Annotated in this window: 29 protein-coding genes; 13 read left to right on the top strand and 16 right to left on the bottom strand. The window is 70.7% G+C overall.

Translation table 11 applies throughout. The features are described from left to right. Positions 1–152: 152 nt before the first annotated feature. On the bottom strand, positions 153–938 hold the full coding sequence (locus tag NW895_RS04235; RefSeq protein ID WP_289933769.1) for a class I SAM-dependent methyltransferase: 786 nt from the start codon (positions 936–938) through the stop codon (positions 153–155). A gap of 300 nt (positions 939–1,238) precedes the next feature. Between NW895_RS04235 and mshA the strand changes: the two genes are divergently transcribed. After that, on the top strand, positions 1,239–2,576 hold the full coding sequence (gene mshA / locus NW895_RS04230) for a D-inositol-3-phosphate glycosyltransferase (RefSeq protein WP_289933768.1): 1,338 nt from the start codon (positions 1,239–1,241) through the stop codon (positions 2,574–2,576). Further along, on the top strand, positions 2,569–3,069 hold the full coding sequence (locus NW895_RS04225; protein WP_289933767.1) for a YbjN domain-containing protein: 501 nt from the start codon (positions 2,569–2,571) through the stop codon (positions 3,067–3,069). Before mshA ends, NW895_RS04225 begins: the two co-directional genes overlap by 8 nt. A gap of 58 nt (positions 3,070–3,127) precedes the next feature. On the opposite strand, the gene NW895_RS04220 is transcribed toward NW895_RS04225, so the two are convergent. Beyond that, on the bottom strand, positions 3,128–3,952 hold the full coding sequence (locus NW895_RS04220) for an AraC family transcriptional regulator (RefSeq protein WP_289933766.1): 825 nt from the start codon (positions 3,950–3,952) through the stop codon (positions 3,128–3,130). Positions 3,953–4,017: 65 nt separating this feature from the next. Here NW895_RS04220 and NW895_RS04215 point away from each other — a divergent pair, with 65 nt between their 5' ends. Then, positions 4,018–4,446 (top strand): DUF2000 domain-containing protein, encoded by a 429-nt coding sequence (locus NW895_RS04215; RefSeq protein WP_289933765.1) that lies wholly within the window; start codon positions 4,018–4,020, stop codon positions 4,444–4,446. A gap of 12 nt (positions 4,447–4,458) precedes the next feature. Here the strand turns inward: NW895_RS04215 and NW895_RS04210 are convergent, their stop codons facing one another. Then, on the bottom strand, positions 4,459–5,730 hold the full coding sequence (locus NW895_RS04210) for an MFS transporter (protein WP_289933764.1): 1,272 nt from the start codon (positions 5,728–5,730) through the stop codon (positions 4,459–4,461). A gap of 163 nt (positions 5,731–5,893) precedes the next feature. On the opposite strand from NW895_RS04210, the gene NW895_RS04205 reads away from it, so the two are divergent. After that, a complete protein-coding gene (locus tag NW895_RS04205; protein ID WP_289933763.1) occupies positions 5,894–6,655 on the top strand; it encodes a phosphoglyceromutase in 762 nt (253 codons plus the stop codon). A gap of 400 nt (positions 6,656–7,055) precedes the next feature. Here the strand turns inward: NW895_RS04205 and NW895_RS04200 are convergent, their stop codons facing one another. Beyond that, positions 7,056–7,496, bottom strand: a complete 441-nt coding sequence (locus NW895_RS04200; RefSeq protein WP_289933762.1) for a cupin domain-containing protein — start codon at positions 7,494–7,496, stop codon at positions 7,056–7,058. A gap of 241 nt (positions 7,497–7,737) precedes the next feature. Between NW895_RS04200 and NW895_RS04195 the strand changes: the two genes are divergently transcribed. After that, the gene (locus NW895_RS04195; protein ID WP_289933761.1) at positions 7,738–8,277 is read left to right on the top strand and encodes a hypothetical protein; all 540 of its coding nucleotides are present in this window, start codon (positions 7,738–7,740) and stop codon (positions 8,275–8,277) included. Positions 8,278–8,323: 46 nt separating this feature from the next. Here NW895_RS04195 and NW895_RS04190 read toward each other — a convergent pair whose 3' ends face one another. From NW895_RS04190 to phoU, 8 genes are all read right to left on the bottom strand, one after another. Beyond that, the gene (locus NW895_RS04190; RefSeq protein ID WP_289933759.1) at positions 8,324–8,980 is read right to left on the bottom strand and encodes a maleylpyruvate isomerase N-terminal domain-containing protein; all 657 of its coding nucleotides are present in this window, start codon (positions 8,978–8,980) and stop codon (positions 8,324–8,326) included. Positions 8,981–9,026: 46 nt separating this feature from the next. Continuing rightward, the gene (locus NW895_RS04185; RefSeq protein ID WP_289933758.1) at positions 9,027–9,437 is read right to left on the bottom strand and encodes a hypothetical protein; all 411 of its coding nucleotides are present in this window, start codon (positions 9,435–9,437) and stop codon (positions 9,027–9,029) included. An 84-nt stretch (positions 9,438–9,521) separates the two neighbouring features. Continuing rightward, positions 9,522–10,166, bottom strand: a complete 645-nt coding sequence (locus NW895_RS04180; protein ID WP_289933756.1) for a GAP family protein — start codon at positions 10,164–10,166, stop codon at positions 9,522–9,524. Further along, entirely contained in the window at positions 10,163–10,429 is a 267-nt protein-coding gene (locus NW895_RS04175) for an SHOCT domain-containing protein (protein WP_289933754.1), read from the bottom strand. The genes NW895_RS04180 and NW895_RS04175 overlap by 4 nt, the downstream gene beginning before the upstream one ends. A 37-nt stretch (positions 10,430–10,466) precedes the next feature. Continuing rightward, the gene (locus tag NW895_RS04170; protein ID WP_289933752.1) at positions 10,467–10,934 is read right to left on the bottom strand and encodes a DUF6325 family protein; all 468 of its coding nucleotides are present in this window, start codon (positions 10,932–10,934) and stop codon (positions 10,467–10,469) included. A 591-nt stretch (positions 10,935–11,525) separates the two neighbouring features. Then, entirely contained in the window at positions 11,526–11,774 is a 249-nt protein-coding gene (locus NW895_RS04165; protein WP_289933750.1) for an SCO4226 family nickel-binding protein, read from the bottom strand. A 186-nt stretch (positions 11,775–11,960) separates the two neighbouring features. Beyond that, positions 11,961–12,128 carry a hypothetical protein gene (locus tag NW895_RS04160; RefSeq protein WP_289933749.1) on the bottom strand — a complete coding sequence of 56 codons (168 nt, stop codon included), beginning with the start codon at positions 12,126–12,128 and terminating at the stop codon, positions 11,961–11,963. 133 nt (positions 12,129–12,261) lie between these two features. Beyond that, the gene (gene phoU, locus NW895_RS04155; protein ID WP_289933748.1) at positions 12,262–12,951 is read right to left on the bottom strand and encodes a phosphate signaling complex protein PhoU; all 690 of its coding nucleotides are present in this window, start codon (positions 12,949–12,951) and stop codon (positions 12,262–12,264) included. A 217-nt stretch (positions 12,952–13,168) separates the two neighbouring features. Here phoU and NW895_RS04150 point away from each other — a divergent pair, with 217 nt between their 5' ends. Continuing rightward, positions 13,169–14,455, top strand: coding sequence for an ATP-binding protein (locus NW895_RS04150; RefSeq protein ID WP_289933747.1), 1,287 nt, complete (start codon positions 13,169–13,171; stop codon positions 14,453–14,455). Beyond that, a complete protein-coding gene (locus tag NW895_RS04145; RefSeq protein WP_004929857.1) occupies positions 14,452–15,132 on the top strand; it encodes a response regulator transcription factor in 681 nt (226 codons plus the stop codon). The genes NW895_RS04150 and NW895_RS04145 overlap by 4 nt, the downstream gene beginning before the upstream one ends. A 91-nt stretch (positions 15,133–15,223) precedes the next feature. Here the strand turns inward: NW895_RS04145 and NW895_RS04140 are convergent, their stop codons facing one another. Then, on the bottom strand, positions 15,224–15,886 hold the full coding sequence (locus NW895_RS04140; RefSeq protein WP_289933746.1) for a DUF461 domain-containing protein: 663 nt from the start codon (positions 15,884–15,886) through the stop codon (positions 15,224–15,226). Between the two features lie 604 nt (positions 15,887–16,490). Here NW895_RS04140 and NW895_RS04135 point away from each other — a divergent pair. From NW895_RS04135 to NW895_RS04110, 6 genes are all read left to right on the top strand, one after another. Continuing rightward, positions 16,491–16,973 carry a CarD family transcriptional regulator gene (locus NW895_RS04135; RefSeq protein ID WP_289933745.1) on the top strand — a complete coding sequence of 161 codons (483 nt, stop codon included), beginning with the start codon at positions 16,491–16,493 and terminating at the stop codon, positions 16,971–16,973. A gap of 275 nt (positions 16,974–17,248) precedes the next feature. Next, the gene (ispD, locus tag NW895_RS04130) at positions 17,249–18,013 is read left to right on the top strand and encodes a 2-C-methyl-D-erythritol 4-phosphate cytidylyltransferase (protein ID WP_289933744.1); all 765 of its coding nucleotides are present in this window, start codon (positions 17,249–17,251) and stop codon (positions 18,011–18,013) included. Beyond that, complete coding sequence (gene ispF / locus NW895_RS04125; protein WP_289933743.1) at positions 18,003–18,497, top strand: 2-C-methyl-D-erythritol 2,4-cyclodiphosphate synthase; 495 nt, start codon at positions 18,003–18,005, stop codon at positions 18,495–18,497. The genes ispD and ispF overlap by 11 nt, the downstream gene beginning before the upstream one ends. A gap of 86 nt (positions 18,498–18,583) precedes the next feature. After that, positions 18,584–19,981, top strand: coding sequence for a cysteine--tRNA ligase (gene cysS / locus NW895_RS04120; protein WP_289933742.1), 1,398 nt, complete (start codon positions 18,584–18,586; stop codon positions 19,979–19,981). Between the two features lie 103 nt (positions 19,982–20,084). Next, entirely contained in the window at positions 20,085–21,026 is a 942-nt protein-coding gene (gene rlmB / locus NW895_RS04115; protein WP_289933741.1) for a 23S rRNA (guanosine(2251)-2'-O)-methyltransferase RlmB, read from the top strand. Between the two features lie 161 nt (positions 21,027–21,187). Next, positions 21,188–22,867 (top strand): DoxX family membrane protein, encoded by a 1,680-nt coding sequence (locus NW895_RS04110; RefSeq protein WP_289933740.1) that lies wholly within the window; start codon positions 21,188–21,190, stop codon positions 22,865–22,867. A gap of 100 nt (positions 22,868–22,967) precedes the next feature. On the opposite strand, the gene NW895_RS04105 is transcribed toward NW895_RS04110, so the two are convergent. The 3 genes from NW895_RS04105 to ugpC all read right to left on the bottom strand — a co-directional run bounded on the left by NW895_RS04105 (position 22,968) and on the right by ugpC (position 25,530). Beyond that, positions 22,968–23,702, bottom strand: coding sequence for a nucleotidyltransferase family protein (locus tag NW895_RS04105; RefSeq protein WP_289933739.1), 735 nt, complete (start codon positions 23,700–23,702; stop codon positions 22,968–22,970). Between the two features lie 60 nt (positions 23,703–23,762). After that, entirely contained in the window at positions 23,763–24,224 is a 462-nt protein-coding gene (locus tag NW895_RS04100; protein ID WP_289933738.1) for a hypothetical protein, read from the bottom strand. Positions 24,225–24,441: 217 nt separating this feature from the next. Next, entirely contained in the window at positions 24,442–25,530 is a 1,089-nt protein-coding gene (gene ugpC, locus NW895_RS04095; RefSeq protein WP_289933737.1) for a sn-glycerol-3-phosphate ABC transporter ATP-binding protein UgpC, read from the bottom strand. Between the last annotated feature and the right edge of the window lie 66 nt (positions 25,531–25,596).

Here is a 25,596-nt window from a genome sequence, read left to right as displayed (position 1 = left end):
AACTGATGATTCATCAGTAACTTCGGACGTCTGAGGGATCGTGCCATGTGGGCGGGCGAAGTGACAGGGGTAGTGCTCCCCCCGCTCCCTCCCCGTCATGACGATCTCCCCGCCTGTGTGACGAACGACTCAAAGAGATCGTTCCCGGGTGCTCACCCGCGGGGTGCCAACGCCTCCCAGCGCACCGTCACTTCGCCCTGCCGCCACCGCGCCGGCCCGTCCGTCACGGGCCAGTTCGCCGTCAGGTCCCGCACCGCCCGGATCCAGCGCTGGCGTGCGCCGTAGGAGGCGTAGGGCGCGGCGGCGGCCCAGGCGCGGTCGAAGTCGCGCAGGAAGGCGTGGACCCGCTCACCAGGGACGTTGCGGTGGATGAGTGCCTTCGGCAGGCGCTCCGCCAGGTCCGAGGGGCGCTCCAGGGAGCCCAGCCGGGTGGCGAAGGTCACCGTGCGCGGCCCCTCCGGGCCGAGGGCGACCCACACGTGCCGGCGCCCGATCTCGTCGCAGGTGCCCTCGACCAGCAGCCCGCCACGGGAGTGCCCGGTGGCCGGGGCCAGGCGGGCGCACAGCCGCTCCCAGACGGCGCGGACCTCGGTCTCCTCGTACTGGCGCAGCACGTTCGCCGCGCGGATGAGCAGCGGCCGCTGCGGGATCGGGATCTCGAAGCCGCCGTGCCGGAAGGTCAGCCCCTCGCGCGCGTACGGCACGGCCGCCGCGACCCGCGCCGGTTCGATCTCGACCCCCACCACACGCGCGCGTGGCGCCGCCGTACGGAGCCGGTGCAGCAGCTCGACCGCCGTCCAGGGGGCCGCCCCGTAGCCCAGGTCGACGGCGACGGGATCGGCGGCCCGGCGCAGCTCGGCACCGTGCGTGGCGGCGATCCAGCGGTCCATCCGGCGCAACCGGTTCGGATTGGTCGTCCCGCGCGTCACCGTTCCCACGACGGGGGTCCCCTTGCTCGAACGGAGCCGAGAGTGAGGGAGGGGCGCTGCGCGGGCTGTCATGGCCAAAAGGGTATGAGTTCGTCGTCGCCGGGTGGCCGCGCAGGGCGTACGAGACCCTCGCGCAGGGCGTCGAGGCGCCGGTGCCCGTGTTCGAACGGTTGAGCGGTAACCGGTAATGATTCGGCAAAAGGCGCCGCGGTGGGCCCTTCCCGGAAATGGAACACCACACTCCGGTGTTACCCCTCCGGAGGGCCAGCGTCCTCCGGCCGGTATGCCCGCAGCAAGGAGGAACGCCACGTGAGCCAGTACGTCAGCAGGCTCGGGCGTCGCTCTTCGACGGCTCCCCCGCGACTGAGGCTGCACCGGCGCCCCCGCCGCGTCGCCATGCTCTCCGTGCACACCTCCCCGCTCCACCAGCCCGGCACCGGCGACGCCGGCGGCATGAACGTCTACATCGTGGAGCTCGCCCAGCGCCTGGCCGCGATCAACATCGAGGTCGAGATCTTCACGCGCGCGACCACTGCGGGCCTCCCGCCGGCCGTCGAACTGGCCCCCGGCGTGCTCGTCCGCCACGTCGACGCCGGCCCCTACGAGGGCCTCGCCAAGGAGGACCTCCCGGCCCAGCTGTGCGCCTTCACCCACGGCGTGATGCAGGCCTGGGCCGGCCACCGCCCCGGCTACTACGACCTGGTCCACTCCCACTACTGGCTCTCCGGCCACGTCGGCTGGCTCGCCGCCCAGCGCTGGGGCGCCCCCCTGGTGCACGCCATGCACACCATGGCCAAGGTCAAGAACGCCAACCTGGCCGACGGCGACACCCCCGAGCCCGCCGCCCGGGTCATCGGCGAGACCCAGGTGGTCGCCGCCGCCGACCGCCTGATAGCCAACACCGCCGAGGAGGGCGAGGAACTCGTCCGGCACTACTCCGCGGACCCCGCCAAGGTCGCCGTGGTGCACCCCGGCGTCAACCTCGACCGCTTCCGTCCCGCCGACGGCCGCGCCGCCGCCAGGGCCCGCCTCGGTCTCCCGCAGGACGCCCTGATCCCCCTCTTCGCGGGCCGCATACAGCCCCTGAAGGCCCCCGACGTGCTGCTGCGCGCGGTCGCCGTCCTGCTCGACGAGCGGCCGGAGCTGCGTTCCCGCATCGTCGTCCCCGTCGTCGGCGGCCCCAGCGGCAGCGGCCTCGCCAAGCCCGAGGGCCTGCAGAAGCTCGCCGCCCGCCTCGGCATCGCCGACGTCGTACGGTTCCGCCCGCCCGTCGGCCAGGAGAAGCTCGCGGACTGGTTCCGGGCCGCGTCGGTCCTGGTCATGCCCTCCTACAGCGAGTCCTTCGGCCTGGTCGCCATCGAGGCGCAGGCGGCCGGTACGCCGGTGCTCGCGGCGGCGGTCGGCGGCCTCCCGGTGGCCGTACGCGACGGGCAGACCGGTTTCCTGGTGCAGGGCCACGACCCGGCCGCCTACGCGCGCGTGCTGCGCGATTTCGCCGACGACCCGGCGCTGCCGTCCCGGATGGGCGCGGCCGCCGCCCGGCACGCGCAGTCCTTCGGCTGGGACACCGCGGCCGCCGCCACGGCCGACGTCTACGCGGCCGCCATCCACGCCCACCGGCGTCGCGTACGCTCCCACCATGGGTGACGCACAGAAGGCAGCACAGGTCGTCGAGGGCGCACTGAAGGACGCCGAGGTCGAGTGGGAGAGCCCCTCAGCGGGCAGCTACGTCGTCAAGCTCCCCGGCACCCGCAAGCTGTCGACGACGGTCTCCCTCCTCGTCGGCCGCCACTCCCTCTCCCTCAACGCCTTCGTCATCCGCCACCCCGACGAGAACGAGGCCGGCGTCCACCGCTGGCTCCTGGAGCGCAACCTCAAGCTGTACGGCGTGAGTTACGCCGTCGACCAGCACGGCGACGTCTACGTCACCGCCAAGCTGCCCCTGGCCGCCGTCACCTCCGACGAGATCGACCGGCTCCTCGGCCAGGTCCTGGAAGCCGCCGACGGCGCCTTCAACACCCTCCTGGAGCTGGGCTTCGCCTCCGCCATCCGCAAGGAGTACGAGTGGCGGGTGTCGCGGGGCGAGTCGACGCGCAACCTCGACGCGTTCGCGCATCTGACGCAGCGTCCGCAGCGGTGACCGCCGGCGTCGGGTGACTGCCGGCGTCGGGTGACTGCCGGCGTCGGATGACCGCTCGTCAGCCGACCACCCGGCGCGCGCCGGCGCGGTAACGCCCGGGGGGCACCCCGACCAGCTTGCGGAAGTGCCGCGTGAGATGCGACTGGTCGTAGAAGCCGGTCATGGCGGCCACCTCGCCCGGTGCCCGCCCCTCCAGAAGCAGCCGGCGGGCCCGGCCCACGCGCCGGGACATCAGGTACTGGTGCGGGGCGATACCGAAGGCGGAGCTGAACGCCCGTACCAGGTGGGCGGGATGGGCCTGGAGGACGGCGGCGGCCTCGTCGAGGGTGATCCCCGGCACGACACGCTCGTCGAGGAGTTCGCGCAGCCGCCGGGCGAGGACGGGGTCACGGCGCGGTTGCTCTCCGGCGGCGACCCTGGGCCGCAGATGGGCGCGCAAGCGCTCGGCGACGAGCGTCAGCCGGCTCTCGGCCTCCAACTCGTCTCCGGGGCACGCCAGCGCACCGTGCACCTGCCCGACGCGCAACCGCAGCAGCGGATCGCGCAGATCGGGCTCGTCGACCGCCGGCCCGATCAGTTCCTCTCCCAGCAGGGAACCGTCCAGATACAGCACGCGCTTGCGGAACCCGCCCGGGGTGGCCGGGGAGCCGTTGTGCGGAACGTGCGGCGGCAGCAGTGACACCGTGTCGTGCGGGGTGCCGTGCTCGTGCCGGTCGAGGTCGTACCGTACGGCGCCGTCGTCCACGATGAGCAGCGTCCAGGCGTCGTGGACGTGCATCGGGTACGCGTACTCGGTGAAGTGGGCGTGGAAGACCTCCACGACACCCGGGATGCGCGGGCGCCAGGCGGAGACGTCTTCCTGCCGAGCCGGTGCGGCGACCATGCACTGACCGTACAAGGCAAAGAACGTACAAGACGGCGGCGTGCGGCGATCGGCACGCTGACCTCATGAACGACGCCGAACCGATCCGCTTCGACACCAAGATCGCCGTCCTGCTGCGCGAGGACCTGGAGCCCTGGCAGCGCCTCAACGTCACCGCCTTCCTGGTCAGCGGCCTGGGCACGCAGGTCCCCGAGGTGATCGGGGAACCGTACGAGGACGCCGACGGCGTGCCCTACCTGCCGATGTTCCGCCAGCCGGTCCTGGTCTTCCAGGGCACCAAGGAGACGCTGACCGCCGCCCACGCGCGCGTGCTGTCCCGTTCCCTGCCGCGGGCGCTCTTCACCGGCGACCTCTTCAGCACGGGCAACGACCGCGACAACCGTGCGGCCGTACGGGCCGTGCCGACGGGGGAACTGGATCTGGTGGGGCTCGCGGTGTACGGACCGAGGAACGCGGTGGACAAGGTGCTGAAGGGGGCGCGGATGCACCCCTGACGGCGCTCCTGCTCAGGCCGCGCCGACCTCCTTGGCGGGCGTGGCGGCCGGGGAGGTCCCCGGGGCCGCCGGCTGCTCGTCGGGCAGGCGCCGCATCAGTGCGGCGTACCCCACCGCGGCCCCTGTGCCGATCACCGCGCACAGCCCCCACAGCCACTCGGCGCCGTACCCGTCGATGACGAAGCCGGACATCAGCGGGGCGACCAGGGAGGCGACGGACCAGGACATCGTGTACATGCCCTGGTAGCGGCCGCGTCCCCGCAGCGGGGAGAGCCGTACGACGAGCCCGGTCTGCGTCGGCGCGTTGACCATCTCGCCCAGCGTCCAGACGCACACGGTGAGCGCGAAGACGCCGACCGATCCGGCGAAGGCGGTGAGTCCGAAGCCGTACCCGGTGAGCAGCGAGGAGACGACGAGCAGCGCCTTCGGATCCCGGTGCTCGATGAAGCGGGTGACCGGGATCTGCAGGACGACGATGAGGACGCCGTTGACGGCGATGGCCAGGCCGTAGTCCGCGGGCGTGAACCCGGCCTCGCCCATGGCGACCGGCAGCCCCACGGACCCCTGCTGGAAGACCAGCGCGACGAGGAAGGACAGCCCGACGACGCTCATGAACCGCCCGTCGCGCAGCACGGTGCCGAGGCTGACGGCGTCTTCTTCCGGAGCGTCCTTGGCACCCGGCTCGGAGGCGGGCCGCGACTCGGGCAGCTTCAGGAAGACCACGACCGCGCAGACCATGGTCATCCCGGCCTCGATCAGGAACCCGGCGAGGTAGCTGAAGCCGGCGATGAACCCGGCGGCCACGGAGGAGACGGCGAAGCCGAGATTGATGGCCCAGTAGTTCAGCGAGAAGGCCCTGATCCGGTCCTCGGGCCGCACGATGTCCGCCATCATCGCCTGCACGGCGGGCCGGGAGGCGTTGGAGGCCATGCCCACCAGGAAGGCGACGGCCGCGATGGCGACGGGGTGGTGCACGAAGCCGAGCAGCGCCACGGACACGGCGGTCGACACCTGCGCGACGAGCAGCGTGGGCCGCCGCCCGAGCCGGTCGGTCATCACCCCGGCACCGAGCGAGGAAACGACCTGCCCGAGCCCGTGCAGGGCGGCGACCAGACCGGCGTACGAGGCGGAGTAGCCGCGGTCGAGGGTCAGGTACAGCGCCATGAAGGTGGCGACGAAGGCGCCGAGCCGGTTGACGAGCGTGCTGGTCCAGAGCCACCAGAACGCGCGGGGCAGCCCGGAGACGGTCTCTGAAACGGCACGTCTCAGCGTGGCGAGCGGCATAAAGGTTCCCCCGGACGTCAGCGGTGCGTGTAAGTGCCTCTTGCGGCGAGCACAACTTACCGACCGGCCTGCCCGACCGACCACTCAATTAACAGAACCCGTCAACTGTCCGCCTGCCGAGCACCCACGCGAACGGACGAAACCGTGGATTACGCTCTGAGGCATGGCCGACGCACCGTACAAGCTGATCCTCCTCCGCCACGGCGAGAGCGAGTGGAACGAGAAGAACCTGTTCACCGGCTGGGTGGACGTCAACCTCACCCCGAAGGGCGAAAAGGAGGCGACGCGCGGCGGCGAGCTGCTCAAGGACGCCGGCCTGCTGCCCGACGTGGTCCACACCTCCCTCCAGAAGCGCGCGATCCGCACCGCACAGCTCGCGCTGGAGGCCGCCGACCGCCTCTGGATCCCGGTCAAGCGCTCGTGGCGCCTGAACGAGCGCCACTACGGCGCCCTCCAGGGCAAGGACAAGGCCCAGACCCTCGCCGAGTTCGGCGAGGAGCAGTTCATGCTGTGGCGCCGCTCGTACGACACCCCGCCGCCGGCGCTGGAGGACGGCGCGGAGTACTCCCAGTCGGACGACCCCCGCTACGCGACGATCCCGCCGGAGCTGCGCCCGAGGACGGAGTGCCTGAAGGACGTCGTGACGCGCATGCTCCCGTACTGGTACGACGGCATCGTCCCCGACCTCCTCACCGGCCGCACGGTCCTGATCGCGGCCCACGGCAACAGCCTCCGCGCCCTCGTCAAGCACCTCGACGGCATCTCCGACGCCGACATCGCGGGCCTGAACATCCCGACGGGCATCCCGCTGTCCTACGAGCTGGACGCCGACTTCAAGCCGGTCAACCCCGGCGGCACGTACCTCGACCCGGACGCGGCCGCGGCGGCTATTGAGGCGGTCAAGAACCAGGGCAAGAAGAAGTAAGCGGTACTGATCAAGCCCCCTGCCTGCGGTTTTCCCGCGAGCGGGGGGCTTGTTTCCGTACGGGGGCCGTCGCTGGGCGAGGGGAGGTTCCCTGTCGAGCCCCACTGGACGATCGGTGAGCGCGTCGGGCACATTCGGTCGACGTCGTTCCTGCCGCCCTCGGTGCTCGCGGATCACGCCGCCCAGTTCGACGCCGACCTCACCACCGAACTGAGCGGCCACACGGTTGACGACCGGCTCACCGAGACGGTGAGCTTCCGCTTGCGAGCCGGCCCGTAAGCCGGTTCCCGGGTGATCGCCAGGAGACCGCAGTGGTCACCGCTTCCATGTCTCCTCTCCGGCGCTCATGGCGGTGTCGGCTGGGCCGAAGAGATGTGCAGTGCGGCTTCGGTCTGTGCCGTCAGGCGTCTGTTTCTCCGAGCTGATACAGCTCCGGAACGGAGACCTTGATCGGCTCCTGCGTGGTCCGGGCGATCACGACGACCGCGGGCTCGTTCGGGTCCGGGTTCTCCTCGCGGTGCGGGACGAACGGGGGGACGAGGAAGAAGTCGCCCGGATCGGCGGCGAGCCGTACTTCCCGGGTGCCGTCGTGGTAGACGAACACGGGGTGACCGCTGACCACGTAGATCCCCGCCTCGGAATCGCCGTGGTGGTGGTTGTCCGTCGCGCTCAGCGGCGGGTTCTCCACTAACCCCATCCAGAGTTTCTTCGAGCCCACCGTGCCTCCGCTGATAGCGGCGAAGCCGTCCAACTCGCCGGATCGTACGCGGTGGACGCGGTTGTTCAGCGACGCGCTGTCACCGGTGTCCGGTGCGGTACCGGCGTCTTCATGGGCCGTCATCGTGCAACCTCCGGTTCTCGATGGACTTGGTGGGGGACTTGGTGGGGGACCAGGGTGCGACTCCGGTGCGGGCCCGGCAACCGTTGTTGCCGATATGGCAAATCGTGTCCCAGGTGGCTCTCCTCGCTTCGGGCCCTGATGCCTGTGCGTGACCTTGACCCGAATGCGCCCTCTGATGATGCTGATCGTTCGGCCACGGCCTGACGGAGGGGGTGTCATGCTTGCCAAGGGGCGGTTCCAAGTGAGCGGGTGGCGAGGGCGTGAGGTCGAGCTGCCGCGTCCCGAGGGGCAGCGAGGTCCCGCGCTCTTGGAGTTCAAGGGAGGCCTGACCACCTCCTTCACGGTCCATGAGCTGTACCGGTCGGCGACCCGCAAGGTGCAGGGCAGGCAACTGCTGTACACATACGGGCCCAGGACGCGGAGGTTCCTGCTGCCCGCGCGGTACAACCGGGTGGAGATCCGCCGCGTGAAGCCGAGGCCCACCTCCGGAACCGGGTTCTCCCGCTGGCACCTGCGGATGGTGGAGGTCGCCGACCTGGCGAGGCTGGCGGACACGCTGGCCGGCAAGCACGACACGCTCGTGTACTTCGATGGCCCCGCCCGCGTGTCGTTCGCCTGGCTGGGAGATGCCGAGTACGGAGAGCTCCACTTCACCCGCGAAGGGGGCGGCGAGGCAAGACAGCTGACGCGGCGCGGCGATGTCCGGGGCACGGTCGTGGTTCCAGGCGCCGGCTTCCTGGCCGTCAGCACGTTCGGCAAGTGGACGCTGGAGAGGCAGTAGCGACCTTGGTTCTCCGGACGAGGCGGCCAAGGCGGGCCGGTGAGCCCTAGCCGAGCACGAGCGGCAGTTTCGGCGCCAGCTCCCCGAGTGCTGCCCGCTCCGCGTCGGTCGGTGCCCGGCGGCCCGTGCCGATCAGGAGGGCGTCCTTGTCGGTGAAGGACGCGGGGAACGCCGCGTCGGCGATCTCTTCCAGCATTGCGCGGGACCGGGCCAGGCCCTCCGCCGGAGGTTCCGGCGCGTCCGGGAGGTGTGCGGTCAGGTCGAGATGGTGCAGGGTCCATTCCAGGACGTACGCGGAGAGGTAGTCCGCCACGGTGAGAATCTCGTCGCGGGTGCTCACCCGGGCGCGGGGGTCGGCGAGTTCGGCGGCCCGTCCGGCGGCGGAGCCGACGTCATCGAGGTGGAACCTGAGCAGGTACGGGTCCTCGTACGCGGCGGCCAGCCGCACGGTCAGCGCGTCCAGCGGGTCCTCACCGGTCGGCGGTTGGTTCTCGACGTTCCAGTACGTCACCGCGTCGACGGTCGGTTCCGCTTCCGCGGGGGTGACGAGGGTGATCAGCACGTCCTGCGCGTCGATGATCAGATGGCACACGAGGTCCCGTACGAGCCAGCCGGTGCAGCCGGACGGCTGCTCGAAGTCCTCGTCCGGGAGCTCGGCGACCGCCGTGCGCAGCGCCGTCCAGGAGCGTAAGAAGAGATCCACGGCCGCACGGTAGTGGGGCGCCGGAACCCCGGACAAGGCTTTTCCCTCACCTGTCCTGCGGCTGCACCACGCACAACGCCCAGATGATGAACCCGTACACCGCGATGAGGACGACCGACCAGACGGGGTAGTACGGCAGCGTCAGGAAGCTGGCGATGAGCAGCAGTCCTGCCAGCAGGACGCCGACGACGCGCGCCCAGGCCCGGGCTCTGAAGAGGCTGACGCCGACCATGACGGCCAGGGCGCCGAGCAGCAGATGGATCCAGCCCCAGCCGGTCGTGTCGAACTTGAAGACGTAGTTCGGCGTGTTGACGATCACGTCGTCGTCGGCGATGGCCATGATGCCGCGGAGCACATCGAGAGTGCCTCCGATGATCAGCATGACCGCGCCGAATGCCACCAGCCCGCCGGCCACTGTCATGGTTCGTTGCCGGGGCGGGTAGGTCGTCCGAGCCATGGCGTTCTCCTTGCCGTTTGTGCGAGGTCCGCTTGTGCGAGGTCCGCTTGTGCGAGTGCCGCTTGTGCGGGGTCGACGTGCGCGTCACGCGAGGATCAGGACGATGAAGATCACGCACGCGATGATGTTCACCAGCCAGCTGTGCGTGTTCATCCATTCGCGGATCTTGGGCATGGCCGTTGCGGCGTGCCCGGCGAACAGCAGACGCAGCAACAGGGGAAGTGCCGCGACGAGAACCGTCAGGGCGATGAACGGGAGTGCTTCGGCGAAGGAGTCGTCGCCCTGGACCAAGTGGAAGCCCACGGTCATCATGATCACGATGTCGGACGGCATCAACAGGATGACCAGCAGGCCGATCGTGAAGGCCTTTCGCGGACTCGCGGTCATCAGGGTGCCGAGCCACTTCGGCGGCTCGATGCTCTCCCGTTTGATCCAGTTCTTGAGCGCGGCGGCCGCGAGGAGGGCGACGAGCACGTACTGGATGATCTTGCCGACGGAACCGCCGTCGGAGGAGTCACCGAGGTCGACGGCGCTGCCGATCGCGGTCGCGATGCCCATCATGATGGCCGTGCCCGCGGTCGTCGCGACCGCCACCCCGGCCAGGAACCCCAGCGAGACACGGACCGCTTGAGGCGCCGTCACGAAGATGATGGCCGACATGATCTGCGGGCCGACCATCATCGTGATGGCGAGAGGGAGTATCTGCAGGCCGTCCACGCCGGTGGTCACCCGCTGAGGATTCTGCGCTTCTGGTCTTCGAACTCCGCGGACGTCAGTACGCCCTTGTCCCTCAGTTCACCCAGCTCCCTCAGCAGGGTGATCTTGTCTTCCGGAGAGGCGGAGGGCTCGGACGGAAGCTGCGCGTACGCGGCTTGCTCCGCGTCCTGCCGGGCCCACCGGCCCGCCTGGCGGCGGGACACGCGGTTCGAGACCGCCGTCGCCGTGCCGGCGACGGCAGCGGTGCGGGCGACACCGCGAAGGAGACCTGGCATGGTCGTACCTCCTTGTACATCCTGCGCCCGGGCTGTCTCACGGGCTGTCGCCGGACGCGGCGGCCTCCATCGAGTCGAGGGCCGCGATCACGTCCGGTACCGGAATCCTCCCGGCGGCGACCATCCGGGCGCCTGCGCGCCTCAGGGCACTGGCGAGCGGGGCGGCCCAGGTGTTCTCGTACATGATGATGGCGGCCGTACTGCCGGGGCCGATCACGCTCGCCGCCTCCTGGACGTCCTCCCTGCCGAACAATCCCGAGGCAGCGCCCTCGAACACCGCGAGTTCCTCGTTCTCGTCCCGGGCGAGGTCCGTCAGCTCGACCGCCGCGACGGAGCCGTCGGGGTCCTTGCGGAGGAAGACCAGGTCGAGGATGCGGATCAGGCCCCGGTCGACCAGGTCCACCAGGAACGGAAGGGCTTCGCCGGTGGGCCGTCCGCCCGGATATTCGACCACCAGGTAATCGATGGGGCCTACGTCGTCGAATGCGTCGCTGTCGCTGCTCACGGCAACCCCTCAACTCCCCCCTCACCACAACAACTCCCTCATCCAGTGGACCACCCGGCCGGGTGGTCCGCATGTCGGTTGTTTCCCGCCGATCGCCCCACCCGCGCCCACCCCCTCCTGGTCGGCGGCGACGCGTGGGCGTGCGCCATCGCCCCTGGCCCGGATGCGATCGATGCACGGGCCGCCCTGCCGGCCGCGCGCCGGAACGGTGGCCGACGACGGAACGGACGGCGCCACCATGACCGCATCACCTGTCAGCCCCTCACCGGTCACCCCCTCACCTGTCAGCCCACCGTGTTCGGCACCCGCCTCGAACTGCCCCCTGCCGAGCAGCTCGCCTTCCTCGCCGGTGGTGCGTCCTGGCGAGCCCGGAAGTCATCGAAGGGCCCGTGGCCCTCGTGCTCGCGGTAGGGCATCAGCTCACCCACAGCCATCACGGCTGGGTACTGCGATGCGCGAGTTCGGCGAAGCCCCGTAAGAGGTATGAGGAGCACGAGGAAGGCCGGGGGACCGAAACAATGCCCCCTGCCTGCGGATCCTTCCCATGGATCTTTGCGAACAGGGGGCTGTTGGGGGCCTCCCGTGCCGACGTCAGATGGACAGCGGCACCGGATGCACCTCGTCCGCCCGGTGCCCCGCGCGTTCGTGGACGCGCTGCACCGCGTCGGCCGACGGGGCCTCGGAGAGGCAGTAGACGATGCCGGAGTCCGGATCCGCCCACGCCCTCTCGAAGTGGACGCCCTCATCCGCCTCCACGGCGAGGTCGGCCTTGTGCGCCTGTTCCAGTTGTTCCTCCGTGATGCCCTGGAACCCGTGGTGAACATCCATGAACCTGGCCATGGCCTCGCACCTCCTTCCGTGCGCTTGCCTGCCCTCCCTTTCCATGCTGCGCCCGTACGGGAGTCAGGGCGACCCCCGTCGGCGCCTGGCCGGCCCGGACCCCGACCCTCAGGACATGAGGGAGGGCCCCGGCGATCGGTCACCGGGGCCCTTCACGTCGTACGAGATCGGCGGCGGCGTACGCCGTCAGCCGCACTGGCAGGGGTTTCCCGACTGGCACCCGCACCCGCAGCCCGAACCGCAGCCGCACGCGGCTATGAGCGTCAGGTTCCTGATCTCGGCGGGCTGCTCGGTCCCGCGTTCCCGCGTGGGGTCGGGCGTCGTGCCGGGCGTCGTGCCGGGGGATTCGGCCATGGTCCCTCCTCAAGGCTGGGTGCCTGTGCCCATTGCACGCCCGCCCTGCCGGTCGCATCAACGGCGCACAGTGGCTCACGCACGCCTCGCACAGACCCCCTCGCGCCTGGTCGGGCTCGGCGGCAGCCCCGGCTCAGGCCCCCTCCACCTGCGGAACCGGCTGGACATCCGTCTGGAGGTCGTCCGCGTGCTCGCCCGTCACCAGGTACACCACCCGCTTGGCCACCGCGACGGCATGGTCGGCGTACCGCTCGTAGTAGCGGCCGAGCAGGGTCACGTCGACGGCCGTCTCGATGCCGTGCTTCCAGCGGTCGTCCATCAGGTGCTGGAAGAGAGTGCGGTGCAGGAGGTCCATCGCGTCGTCGTCCTGCTCCAGCTGCAGCGCCAGGTCGACGTCCTTGGTGATGATCACCTCGGCGGCCTTCGCCATCAGCCGCTGCGCGAGCTGGCCCATCTCCAGGATCGTCGCGTGCAGGTCGCCCGGGACCGCACGGTTCGGGTAGCGCAGCCGGGCGAGCTTCGCCACGTGCTGGGCGAGGTCGCCCGAGCGCTCCAGGTCGGCGGACATCCGCAGCGAGGTGACGACGATGCGCAGGTCCGTCGCCACCGGCTGCTGCCGCGCCAGCAGGGCTATGGCCTTCGCCTCCAGGTCGTGCTGCAGCTCGTCGACCTTCTGGTCGGCCTCGATCACGCTCTCGGCCAGCTTCAGATCGGAGTCGAGGATGGCGGTCGTGGCGCGCCCGATCGCCGAGCCGACCAACCGGGCCATATCCACCAGACCGTCGCCGATCGAGTCCAGTTCCTCGTGGTACGCGTCCCGCATCAGGGTTCCTCTCGTACGTGTCGTTCGGGGGGCCCGGGCGCCGGACCCGGCCGTGTGAGCCGCACCCCCCACGTTTCCACGTTCCGGCCCCTACGCGACCGTTTCCGGCACCCCAAATGAACCATTACTGGCTCCAAGGTGAACTCTGGGCGACGAGTGTTCGAGCTCGCCCTCCGACGGCTGTGGCCGGACCGTATCCCATGCCTAACCTGGATGCATGGACGTGAACGCGGCGGTCGCCGCAGCGGCAGCGATCGCCGGGGTGCTCACCGGCGTCATCGCCATGCTGGCGTTCCGCTGGAGCGAGCGCGAACAGAAACGCCCTACTCGCACCTCCCTGCACACCGACCCGGTGCTCCCGCCCGGCGTGGACACCGTCCTGTCGGTGCTGCGTTCCTCGGCCGTCGTGCTCGACGAGGCCGACGGGGTCGTCAAGGCCAGTTCCGCCGCGTACGCCCTCGGACTGGTCCGCGGCGGCAAGCTCGCCGTGGAGCCCATGCTGCAGATGGCCCGGGACACCCGGCGGGACGGGGAGATACGCCAGGTCGAGCTGGACCTCCCGAGGCGGGGGACCGGACGCGGCGAGGCCCTCGCCGTCTCCGCGCGCGTGGCGCCGCTCGGCTCCCGGCTGGTGCTGCTGCTGGTCGAGGACCTCACCGAGGCCCGCCGTATCGAGGCGGTACGACGCGACTTCGTCGCGAACGTCAGCCATGAGCTGAAGACCCCCGTCGGCGCGCTGTCCCTGCTGTCCGAGGCCGTCATGGACGCCTCCGACGACCCGGAGGCCGTGGAGCGCTTCGCCGGACGGATGCAGATCGAGGCCACCCGGCTGACCAACCTCGTGCAGGAGCTCATCGACCTGTCGAGGGTCCAGAACGACGACCCGCTTGAGGACGCCGAGCCGATCCGGGTCGACGAACTGGTCACCGAGGCCATCGACCGCTGCCGGCACCAGGCGGGCACCAAGCAGATCACGATGGCCGCCGGCGGAACCGCGGACCTGCTCGTGTGGGGCAACCGCGGCCAGCTCGCCGCCGCCCTCGGCAACCTCGTCGAGAACGCCGTCAACTACTCGCCCGCCCGCACCCGCGTCGGCATAGCGGCCCGCAGGGTCAACGCACCCGGCGGCGACCTGATCGAGATAGCCGTCACCGATCAGGGCATCGGCATCTCCGACAAGGACAAGGAGCGCATCTTCGAGCGCTTCTACCGCGTCGACCCGGCCCGCTCCCGCGCCACCGGGGGCACGGGCCTGGGGCTGGCGATCGTCAAGCACGTGGCCGCCTCGCACGGCGGGGAGGTCACGGTGTGGAGCGCCGAAGGCCAGGGCTCCACCTTCACCCTGCGGCTGCCGGAGGCGGGCGTGGCCCGCGACCGCGCCCAGCAGCGGTCCGACCGCACCGGATTCGACGACGAAGAAGACGGAGAGGCCGAGCGGTCCGCGTCCTCATCCCCCCACTCATCCCCGTACGAAACGCTTCCCGCTCCGGAGGTCCTTCCGTGACCCGTGTGCTCGTCGTCGAGGACGAGGAGTCCTTCTCCGACGCCCTGTCGTACATGCTCCGCAAGGAGGGCTTCGAGGTCGCCGTCGCGACCACCGGGCCCGACGGACTCGACGAGTTCGAGCGCAACGGCGCCGACCTCGTCCTCCTCGACCTGATGCTGCCCGGCCTGCCGGGCACCGAGGTGTGCCGTCAACTGCGCGGCCGCTCCAACGTCCCCGTGATCATGGTGACCGCCAAGGACAGCGAGATCGACAAGGTCGTCGGCCTGGAGATAGGCGCCGACGACTACGTCACCAAGCCGTTCTCCTCGCGTGAGCTGGTCGCCCGCATCCGGGCCGTGCTGCGCCGCCGCGGCGAGCCGGAGGAGGTGACCCCCGCCGCCCTGGAGGCCGGTCCGGTCCGCATGGACGTCGACCGGCACGTGGTCACCGTCGGCGGCACCAAGGTGGACCTCCCGCTGAAGGAGTTCGACCTGCTGGAGATGCTGCTGCGCAACGCCGGCCGCGTGCTGACCCGTATGCAGCTCATCGACCGCGTGTGGGGCGCCGACTACGTGGGTGACACCAAGACCCTGGACGTCCACGTCAAGCGCCTGCGCGCCAAGATCGAGCCGGACCCGGGCGCGCCGCGGTACCTGGTGACGGTGCGGGGGCTGGGCTACAAGTTCGAGCCGTGAGCCGCGACTGCGTGACACACAGGCATGACATAGGGCGGGCCCCCTCCCAGGAGGGGGCCCGCCCTATGTCATGTGTGCAGTCGTACGGGGCTCAGTGGCCGGCCGCCGCGTCCTCCGAGGACGACTCGGTCGGCGTCGCGCTCGTGGAGGCCTCGTCGGTCGGGGAGGCCGGGGACTCGCCGGGGGAGGCCGACGCGTTCTTGGACGGCGTGCCGCTCGGGGTCGCCGACGCGCCGGGCGCGGCCGGGACCTCGGTCGGGCCCCAGGAGGAGAAGTAGTGCTCGGCCGGGACGACGAACGCCTGCAGAGTCACGTCACCGGTCTTGCTGAAGGTGAAGGTGACCTTCTGCACGTTGCCGTCCTGGACGGCCTCGCGGCCGCTGGCGAGGACGGCGGAGGCGTTGTTCTCGCCGCCGATGACGAGGGAGCCCCCGGCCGGGATGCTCAGGCTCTTGCCCTTGGCGGGCTTGAGCTCGGCGGACTTGCCCTCCACGGTGACCGAGTCCAGCGTCTGCGCGGTGCGGCCGCTGTTGAAGAGGGTGGCGGAGATCGCGGCCGGGCCCGTCGACTCCAGATCGGGCTGCGTGATGACGACTGCGTTCTGGACCTTGATGTCGCCGACGGTCGTCGCCGCGTTGTCCGGCTTGATCTCCAGCGTCTGGGCGTTGTGCCCGGCGCCGCACGCGGCGAGCGGGAGGATCGAGAACGCGATGGCGGCGGCGGCGCGGGCGCCGCGTCGAAGGCTGCTGCTCACGGCGGCGGCAACTCCTTGACTCGTCGAGCGAGGCGGCCTGCGAAGCCACCCTGGGTGTCAGTCGGCGGCCTTAGGTTACCGAGCCGTCCCCGGACTGCCGCACCCGACCCTCCTTCCAGCCCGTCGAGTGACTCAGGAGTCACTCAAGTCACTTCAGTCACTCCAGCCGCACAGGCACGCGCGACATTCACATAAGAGGACCCCGCATACCCCCCTCACGGCCTCGCAAATTTTCCGTGAAGGAATGCACGCGCGGGCCGGGAATTGATCACCGGCCGATCGCCCAGGTCACCGTTTGATCAATTCCGGATTCGTCCGGATCCCCGCTCCGGCCACCGAACGGAGTAGCGGAAGTCGATCACCTGGAACCGGACATATGGGGATGTTCGGCCACTTGGAGGGGCCTCCGGATGTGTGTAACGTACGCGTTTCGCTCGCCCCGGACAGCCGCTCCGACCTGCGAATACCTTCTTCCACTCCCTGGGCGAAGCACGTTCCTGTCGCAGTTGTCAAGCCCCGAGATATGCCCTGACCTGCGAAAACGCCATTCAGAACCCGCAGTTTCCGTGTTACCCTGGATAGCCACGGAAGGGGTACCTGTCACATGACGTTCAAGGTTGGCGACACCGTGGTCTATCCCCATCACGGGGCCGCGCTGATCGAGGCCATCGAAACTCGCCAGATCAAAGGCGTGGACAAGACCTACTTGGTGCTGAAGGTCGCCCAGGGTGACCTGACGGTACGTGTGCCAGCGGACAATGCGGAGTTCGTCGGCGTGCGTGATGTGGTCGGTCAGGACGGGCTGGACCGGGTCTTCGAGGTGCTGCGCGCGCCGTACGCCGAGGAGCCCACGAACTGGTCGCGTCGTTACAAGGCAAATCTGGAGAAGCTCGCCTCCGGCGATGTCATCAAGGTCGCGGAAGTCGTGTGTGACCTGTGGCGTCGCGAGCGCGAGCGCGGACTGTCCGCCGGTGAGAAGCGGATGCTCGCCAAGGCCCGCCAGATCCTGGTGAGCGAGCTCGCCCTCGCGGAGAACACCAACGAGGACAAGGCCGAGGCCCTGCTCGACGAGGTTCTCGCCTCCTGACGCGCGGCACAGCCCGCTCAGGTCAGCCAGTTTCAGCACAGTGAAATGCCGCGGTGCCCGATGACGTATCTCTGTCGCCGGGCGCTGCGGCATGTTCGTCCTCGCAAGCGCCTGCGTCCCACTCGGGAAGGCCAGGGAAGGCTCCCCGATACTGTGCGTGCCGGACCCGGGCAGTTCGCTCGACCGGTGTCACGGAAGGGGCCGGTCAAGGCGTCGCGCCCAGCACGATGTGGCCATACCCACCTGGGCCGAGCACACAAACCTGACAGGAACCGATGTCTGACGATTCGCGACCTTCGCCCGCGGGGGCCCGTACGAGTGCCCGGACCGCCGCTGTGATTCCGGCCGCCGGCCGTGGCGTACGCCTCGGCCCCGGCGCCCCCAAAGCGCTCCGGACGCTGGGCGGCACACCCATGCTCGTCCACGCGGTCCGCGCGATGGCCGCCTCACGGGCGGTCTCCCTGGTCGTCGTCGTGGCCCCGCCGGAGGGCGCCGCCGAGGTCAGGAGCCTCCTCGACACGCACGCGCTGCCGGAGCGGACCGACTTCGTCGTGGTCCCCGGCGGTGAGACGCGGCAGGAGTCCGTGAAGCTCGGCCTCGACGCACTGCCGTCCGACTACGACATCGTCCTGGTTCACGACGCGGCCCGTCCGCTGGTGCCGGTGGACACCGTGGACGCCGTGATCGAGGCCGTCCGTGAGGGCGCGCCCGCCGTCGTACCGGCACTGCCCCTGGCGGACACGGTCAAGCAGGTCGAACCGGCCGGCGCCCCGGGCGAGCCGGAACCCGTCGTCGCCACGCCGGACCGCTCCCGGCTGCGCGCGGTCCAGACGCCCCAGGGCTTCGACCGGGCCACCCTGCTCCACGCCCACGAGACGGTGACCGACAACGTCACCGACGACGCGAGCATGGTCGAGCAGCTCGGCCTGAAGGTGGTGGCCGTGCCCGGCCACGAGGAGGCCTTCAAGGTCACCCGCCCCCTGGACCTGGTCCTCGCCGAGGCGGTCCTGGCCCGCAGGAGGCTCAACGATGGCTTCTGACGAGATGCCGCTTCCCCAGGTCGGTATCGGCACCGACATCCACGCCTTCGAGGAGGGCCGCGAGCTGTGGTGCGCGGGCCTGAAGTGGGAGGGCGAGGGACCGGGCCTGGCCGGGCACTCCGACGCGGACGTCGTCGCACACGCCGCCTGCAACGCGCTGTTCTCCGCGGCCGGCCTCGGCGACCTGGGACAGCACTTCGGCACCGGACGCCCCGAGTGGTCGGGTGCCTCGGGCCTCACGCTCCTGACCGAGGCCGCACGCATCGTCCGCGAGGCCGGGTTCCGCATCGGCAACATCGCGGTCCAGGTCGTCGGCCCCCGCCCGAAGATCGGCAAGCGCCGGGACGAGGCCCAGAAGGTCCTGTCGGAGGCGGCGGGAGCGCCGGTGTCGGTCTCCGGCGCCACGACGGACGGCCTCGGCTTCCCCGGCCGGGAGGAGGGACTGATGGCGGTGGCCACGGCGCTCGTGGTGCGGGCGGGCTGACACACCCGGCCCGCCGCCCGGCGCGCCCGTGCAAACTTGCGTACCAATCGTCGGATGCACACCCGTCGGCCCACTACCCTGTATGCGTGACTATTCGCCTGTACGACACCAGCGCCCGGCAGATCCGTGACTTCACCCCGCTCAAGCCGGGTTGCGTCTCGATCTACCTGTGTGGCGCCACCGTGCAGGCCGCACCGCACATCGGGCACATCCGGTCAGGACTGAACTTCGACATCATGCGCCGCTGGTTCACCCACCGCGGCTACGACGTCACGTTCATCCGCAACGTCACCGACATCGACGACAAGATCATCCGGAAGGCCGCGGACCAGAACCGCCCCTGGTGGGCCATCGGTTACGAGAACGAGCGGGCGTTCGACGACGCCTACACCGCCCTCGGCTGCCTGCCGCCGACGTATGAGCCGCGCGCCACCGGCCACGTCACCGAGATGGTCGAGATGATGCGCGGCCTCATCGAGCGCGGACACGCCTACGAGGCCGACGGCAGCGTCTACTTCGACGTACGGTCCTGGCCCTCGTACCTGGAGCTGTCCCGGCAGGACCTGGACGAGATGCGGCAGCCCGCCGAGGAGGGCATCACCGGCAAGCGGGACCCGCGCGACTTCGCCATGTGGAAGGCCGCCAAGCCCGGCGAGCCCGACTGGGAGACGCCCTGGGGCCGCGGCCGTCCCGGCTGGCACCTGGAGTGCTCCGCCATGGCGCACAAGTACCTCGGCGGCGCCTTCGACATCCACGGCGGCGGACTCGACCTGATCTTCCCGCACCACGAGAACGAGATCGCCCAGGCCAAGGCGTTCGGCGACGACTTCGCCCAGTACTGGGTGCACAACGCCTGGGTCACCATGAGCGGCGAGAAGATGTCCAAGTCGCTCGGCAACTCGGTCCTCGTGTCCGAGATGGTCAGGCAGTGGCGGCCCATCGTGCTGCGCTACTACCTCGGCACCCCGCACTACCGCTCCACCATCGAGTACAGCGAGGAGTCGCTGCGCGAGGCCGAGTCGGCGTTCGCGCGCATCGAGGGCTTCGTGCAGCGAGTCGTGGAGAAGGCCGGGAAGGTGGAGCCCGCCGCCGAGGTGCCGCCCGCCTTCGCCGAGGCCATGGACGACGACCTGGGCGTGCCCCAGGCCCTCGCCGTCGTGCACACCACCGTCCGGCAGGGCAACAGCGCGCTGGCCGCCGACGACAAGGAGGCCGCCGTCGCCCGCCTCGCCGAGGTCCGCGCCATGCTCGGCGTCCTCGGCCTGGACCCGCTGGACGAGCACTGGGCCGGCGAGGGCGACCGGGGCGAGGACCTGCACGGCGTCGTCGACTCCCTGGTCCGCATGGTCCTCGACCAGCGCGAGGCCGCCCGCGCCCGCAAGGACTGGCCCACCGCCGACGCCATCCGCGACCAGCTCGGCCAGTCCGGCCTGGTCATCGAGGACAGCCCGCAGGGACCGCGCTGGAGCCTCGGCCCGCGCTGAGGCCCTCGGCCCGTGATCGATTGTGCCGCCCGGCCCTCCGGGCGGCACACTGCATAAGACGTACGTACGCACACTCCCGTAAGAGAGCGGAGACAGGTAACTCATGGCCGCGAACAACCGCCGCATGTCCGGCAAGAAGGGCGCGCAGGTCGGCAGCGGCGGCAAGCGGCGCCGGGGCCTGGAGGGCAAGGGGCCCACGCCCCCCGCCGAGATGCGCAAGGGACACGCCAAGCAGCGTGCCGCCCAGGCGAAGTCCCGCCGCGCCCAGGGGCGCACGCAGGGCAGGCGCGGCGGTGGCAGGTCCACTTCCGAGCTGGTCGTCGGCCGCAACCCCGTCGTCGAGGCGCTGCGCGAGGGCGTGCCCGCCTCCACGCTCTACGTCCAGCAGTTCATCGACAACGACGAGCGGGTGCGTGAGGCGCTCCAGCTCGCGGCCGAGCGCGGCGGCATCAACCTCATGGAGGCCCCGCGCCCCGAGCTGGACCGCATGACCAACGGCCTCAACCACCAGGGCCTCGTCCTCCAGGTCCCGCCCTACGAGTACGCCCACCCCGAGGACCTCCTCGACGCCGCAGCCGACGAGGGCGAGGACCCGCTGATCGTCGCCCTCGACGGGGTGACCGACCCGCGCAACCTCGGTGCCGTCGTCCGGTCCGTCTCCGCCTTCGGCGGCCACGGCGTCGTCGTGCCCGAGCGGCGCGCGGCCGGCATGACCGCCGGCGCCTGGAAGACGTCCGCCGGCACGGCCGCCCGTACGCCCGTCGCCCGCGCCACCAACCTCACGCGCGCCCTGGAGGCCTACAAGAAGGCCGGCGTCGTGGTCGTCGGTCTCGCGGCCGACGGGGACGCCGAACTCGGAGCGCTGGACGCCCTGGAGGGCCCCGTCGTCATCGTCGTCGGCAGCGAGGGCAAGGGACTGTCCCGGCTGGTCGGCGAGACCTGCGACTTCCGGGTACGCATCCCCATGCCGGGCGGCGCCGAGTCGCTCAACGCCGGTGTCGCGGCGGGCATCGTGCTGTACGAGGCGGCCCGGCGGCGGAGCTGACGCCTCGCGGCATCGGCAGGGGGGCTGGCGCAGGCGGCGCTGAACGACCGTTCGGCATCGTCACCCACTCGGGGTAATCCTGGCGTCCAGGACAAGCTTGACGGGGTCCGGACAGATCGGGCCGGTCACGGCAGTGTCCTAACGACACGTCACTCGGTTAGATGAGTGTGGACACCAGAACACCCCGCACACCCACGGGGGACCGCTCGTCGGGATACGACGACGCTCCCGCGCTGAGCATGGTGAAGGTGCCGAGCGATCCGGCGCAGGTCATCGTCAATCACGCGAGCTTCCGCGTGCAGCTGGGCGCGTCCGCACGGCGCGTCCAATCCCCGCGCGTCGCACGGCACTTGAGCGCCACCGAGGCCACCGCCCGCATGCCCCTCGCCGGCACCGCCGTCAGGGCGGGCACGACCGCGGGCGCCCGCCGCCGGCCCGTCGTCTGGAGCGGCAGGTCCGACCCCGACGACACCGGCGCCCACCGGCTGCTCCAGGCCGTACGCAGCGGAGCCGCCGGCCACGACCGGCCCGCCGCCGACGCCGGAGCCACCCAGGTCATCCCCCGCGTCGACGCCACCCCCGGCAGCCCGGCCCACGACGGCTACGATGACGACCTCGCCGCCCAGACCCTCCCCACACCGGTCGTGGGCGCCCAGCGCATGCCGCTCCCCGAAGGAGCCCGGCTGCTGCCCCGTATGCGCACCGTGGGCAGCGCCTACGACGAACCCGCCCACAGCGGCCAGGACTTCGACGACACCCCGCTCACCCAGGACGCGGACACCACCGAGCAGCAGGTCAAGCGCCACGGCGACGACCCGGCCCGGCACGCCTACTACCCCGGCCGCCGCATGAACCTCGGCGTCGTCCTCCTCCCCCTCCGCGTCCTGCTCGGCTGCATCACCATCTACGCCGGCATGGGCAAGCTCTGCGACCCCGTCTACTTCAACGGCGGCAAACGCGGCTCCATGGTCACCTGGCTCAACACCCTGCACCCCTGGGAAGTCGCCGAGCCACTGCGCCAGTTCGCCCTCCAGCACCCCGTCGGCTCCGGCCTCGCCATCGCCTTCGCCCAGGTCATCGTGGGCGTCCTCACCGTCCTCGGCTGCTGGCAGCGCGTCGCCGCCGTCGGCGGCGCCCTGCTCTCCGCCGCGCTTCTCGTCACCGTCAGCTGGAAGAGCGTCCCCGCCTACCAGACCCCCGACATCATCTACCTCGCCGCCTGGTCCCCGCTGATCATCGCCGGCGCCCCCGTCTACTCCGTCGACGGCCGCCTCGCCGGCAGCGCCTGGCGCCGCCTCGGACCCCGCGCCGACATCTGGGACCTGCGCCTGTACGTCCTGCGCCGCGGCGCCCTCGTCACGTTCCTCGTCACCGGCCTCACCCTCCTCGTCGGCTCCCTGCTCGGCGGCGCCGTCCGCGACGCCGACCGCGTGGTCGTCCCCGGACCGGGCGAGGCCCCCCGCAACGAACTGCCCGGCTCCCCGCTCCCGCAGGAGCCCGCCAAGCGGCAGAAGAAGACCCCGTCCGCCCCCACCTCACCCACCCAGGGCGCCACCTCGGGAACGGCCACCCCCTCCACCGGCGCCACCACGCCCGGCGCCACCCGGGAGACCGGCACCGTCACCGGCGGCCGGCCCAGCCAGACCCAGGGCACCGCGGGACAAGCCCCGCCCCGGCAGTCCTCCCCGGCCGGGCAGGCCCCGAGCACCAGCTCCGGCCCGACCTCCGGCGGCGGCTCCGGCGGCGGCGGCTCCGGCGGCGGCGGTTCCACCGGCGGCAACGGCGGCGGCGGATCGTCCTCCTCCGGCCAGCCCGGACTGGTGGGCGGCCTGCTGGGATAACGCCCCGACCCGCCCGCGTACGACAACGGGGTCCCGCACGGATGATGTGCGGGACCCCGTAGACGTATGTCCCCGTGACCCATGAGGCCGGCGTGTGCCCCTACGGGCGTCCCAGCGCCGCCAGTTCCTTCGCCGCCTCCGTCAGGTCCTTCGCCGTGTCGATCGCGCGCCAGTAGGACCCCTGCGGGATCGGGAAGCCGGCCAGCCGGCGCTGACGGGCCAGCCGCGGGAAGGTGGTGCGCTCGTGATCACCCCGCTCCGGGAGCAGACCGGAGAACTCGGGGGAGAAGACATACACACCCGCGTTGATCTCGAACGTCGACGGCGGGGCCTCGATGAAGTCGGTGATGTGGCCGAAGCCGTCCGTCTTCACCGCACCCCACGGAATGCGCGGACGGGCCAGGGCGAGCGTCGCGACGGCGTCCCGCTCGGTGTGGAAGTCCGCCATGTCACGCAGCGAGAAACGGGTCCAGATATCACCGTTCGTGGCATACCAGGGCCGGTCCGGGTGCGGCAGATGCGCCGCCGCGTACTTCAGGCCGCCCCCGCGGCCGAGGGGCTCCGTCTCGACGACCGTCGTCACGGACACCGGCAGATCAGCCGACTCCAGCCACTTCTGCAGCACCTCGGCGAGGTGGCCGCAGGAGATCACCACGTCCGTCACGCCCTCCTCGGCCAGCCAGGCAAGCTGATGGCCGATGATCGGTGTCCCCGTCCCGGGGATCTCGACCATCGGCTTGGGCCGGTCGTCGGTGTACGGACGCAGCCGCGTGCCCTGGCCACCGGCCAGGACGACGGCTTGGACGGGGCGGGACGCTGCGCTCGGATCGGTCATGACCGAACTGTACGTGGCGTCCCGGCTCCCAGCTCCTCAGCTCTGTCTCACCGGCATCGTTCAGCTGTGCGCGGCCGCGACCCCCGAGGCGAAGGCGGTGTCGCAGACGGGGCGCGCGTACGACTGGGCGCGCGTGGGGCCGTACACCCGGACCGCGGCACGGCCGAGCTCGCGGGCGATCCACGCGCAGTGCCGGGCCAGGGACGGGCGGTCGTGCACGGCCTCCTGGAGGTGGGTGAGGGCAACGCCCGGGTTCTTCTCCTGCAGTTCCGTCAGCAGCTTGTCGCGCAGCACTTCGTGCGGGGCGCGGGCCGCGGCGGCACGCGAGGAGGCCTTGGACGAGGAGGCGTCCGCCGCGGTGAGCACCGGACTCGACGAGGAACTCCCGGACCAGTCGACCCGGGTGACCGCCAGGGTCCCGGAAAGCACCAGGACGACGGGCAGGACGAGGGCGAGGGAGCGGCCGATCCGGCGGGCGGGGCCCCGGCCGCGTCGCATCTGTTGGGTTGTGGTGTGCTTCACGCGTGTGAGGGTAGCGCCCGGTAATTGTTTGTAGACATTTAGTCACCGGTTCGAGGGATGAAGTGCCGGTCTCGCGTTGGCGGAAGGTTGACGCACAACGCTCGAAATGTCTGGTCTGCCGGGGTATTTATCGACAACGAGAAGGGCCCCGCAGCCATGTGCGGGGCCCTCTTCGTCAACCTGGGCGAATTACCCGGGATCCTCCCAGACGGTGACGTCAGTCGGAGAGACGCTCACCCGTGGAGGTGGAGAAGACGTGCGTCTCACCGGAGCGCGGCACGACGTGCAGCGTGGAGCCCTTCTCCGGGACGTCCCGGCCGCTGACCCGGACGACGAGGTCCTTGGAGTCGTCGCCCAGCTTCGCTGTGCCGTAGACGTACGCGTCGGCGCCCAGTTCCTCGACCACGTTCACCGTGATGGGCAGACCCAGGTCGGCGTCCGCGCCCGCCACGTCGAAGTGCTCCGGACGGACACCGACGGTGACCGTCTTGTCGGAGGTCGCGGCGATCGCGTCCCGCTGCACCGGCACCACGGACTTGCCGAACTTCACACCACCGTCGGTGACCGGCACCTCGACCAGGTTCATCGCCGGGGAACCGATGAAGCCGGCCACGAACAGGTTGGCGGGCTTGTCGTACATGTTCCGCGGGGTGTCGATCTGCTGCAGCAGACCGTCCTTGAGGACCGCCACGCGGTCACCCATCGTCATGGCCTCGACCTGGTCGTGGGTGACGTAGACGGTGGTGATGCCCAGACGGCGCTGCAGCGACGCGATCTGCGTACGCGTGGACACACGGAGCTTGGCGTCCAGGTTGGACAGCGGCTCGTCCATGAGGAACACCTGCGGCTCACGCACGATGGCGCGACCCATGGCGACACGCTGACGCTGACCACCGGACAGCGCCTTCGGCTTGCGGTCCAGGTACTGGGTCAGGTCGAGGATCTTCGCGGCCTCCTCGACCTTCTTGCGGATCTCCGCCTTGTTGACGCCGGCGATCTTCAGCGCGAAGCCCATGTTGTCCGCGACCGTCATGTGCGGGTACAGCGCGTAGTTCTGGAACACCATGGCGATGTCCCGGTCCTTCGGCGGCAGGTGCGTGACGTCACGGTCGCCGATACGGATGGCGCCGGCGTTCACGTCCTCCAGCCCCGCCAGCATCCGGAGCGAGGTGGACTTGCCGCAGCCGGACGGGCCGACCAGAACGAGGAACTCGCCGTCCTCGATGTGGATGTCGAGCGCGTCCACGGCGGGCTTCTCGGTGCCCGGGTAGATCCGGGTCGCCTTGTCGAACGAGACAGTGGCCATGGGTATGGGCCCCCTTCTACCGGCAGGAACGTGCCGGACGATCCGTTGTAGGAAGGTGGTGCCACG

Origin of the sequence: Streptomyces sp. S.PNR 29 (assembly GCF_030386795.1) — a bacterium.
Classification (GTDB): domain Bacteria; phylum Actinomycetota; class Actinomycetes; order Streptomycetales; family Streptomycetaceae; genus Streptomyces.
Note: the sequence above shows the minus strand (reverse complement) of the source record. Positions and strands in the feature narration are given on the sequence as shown.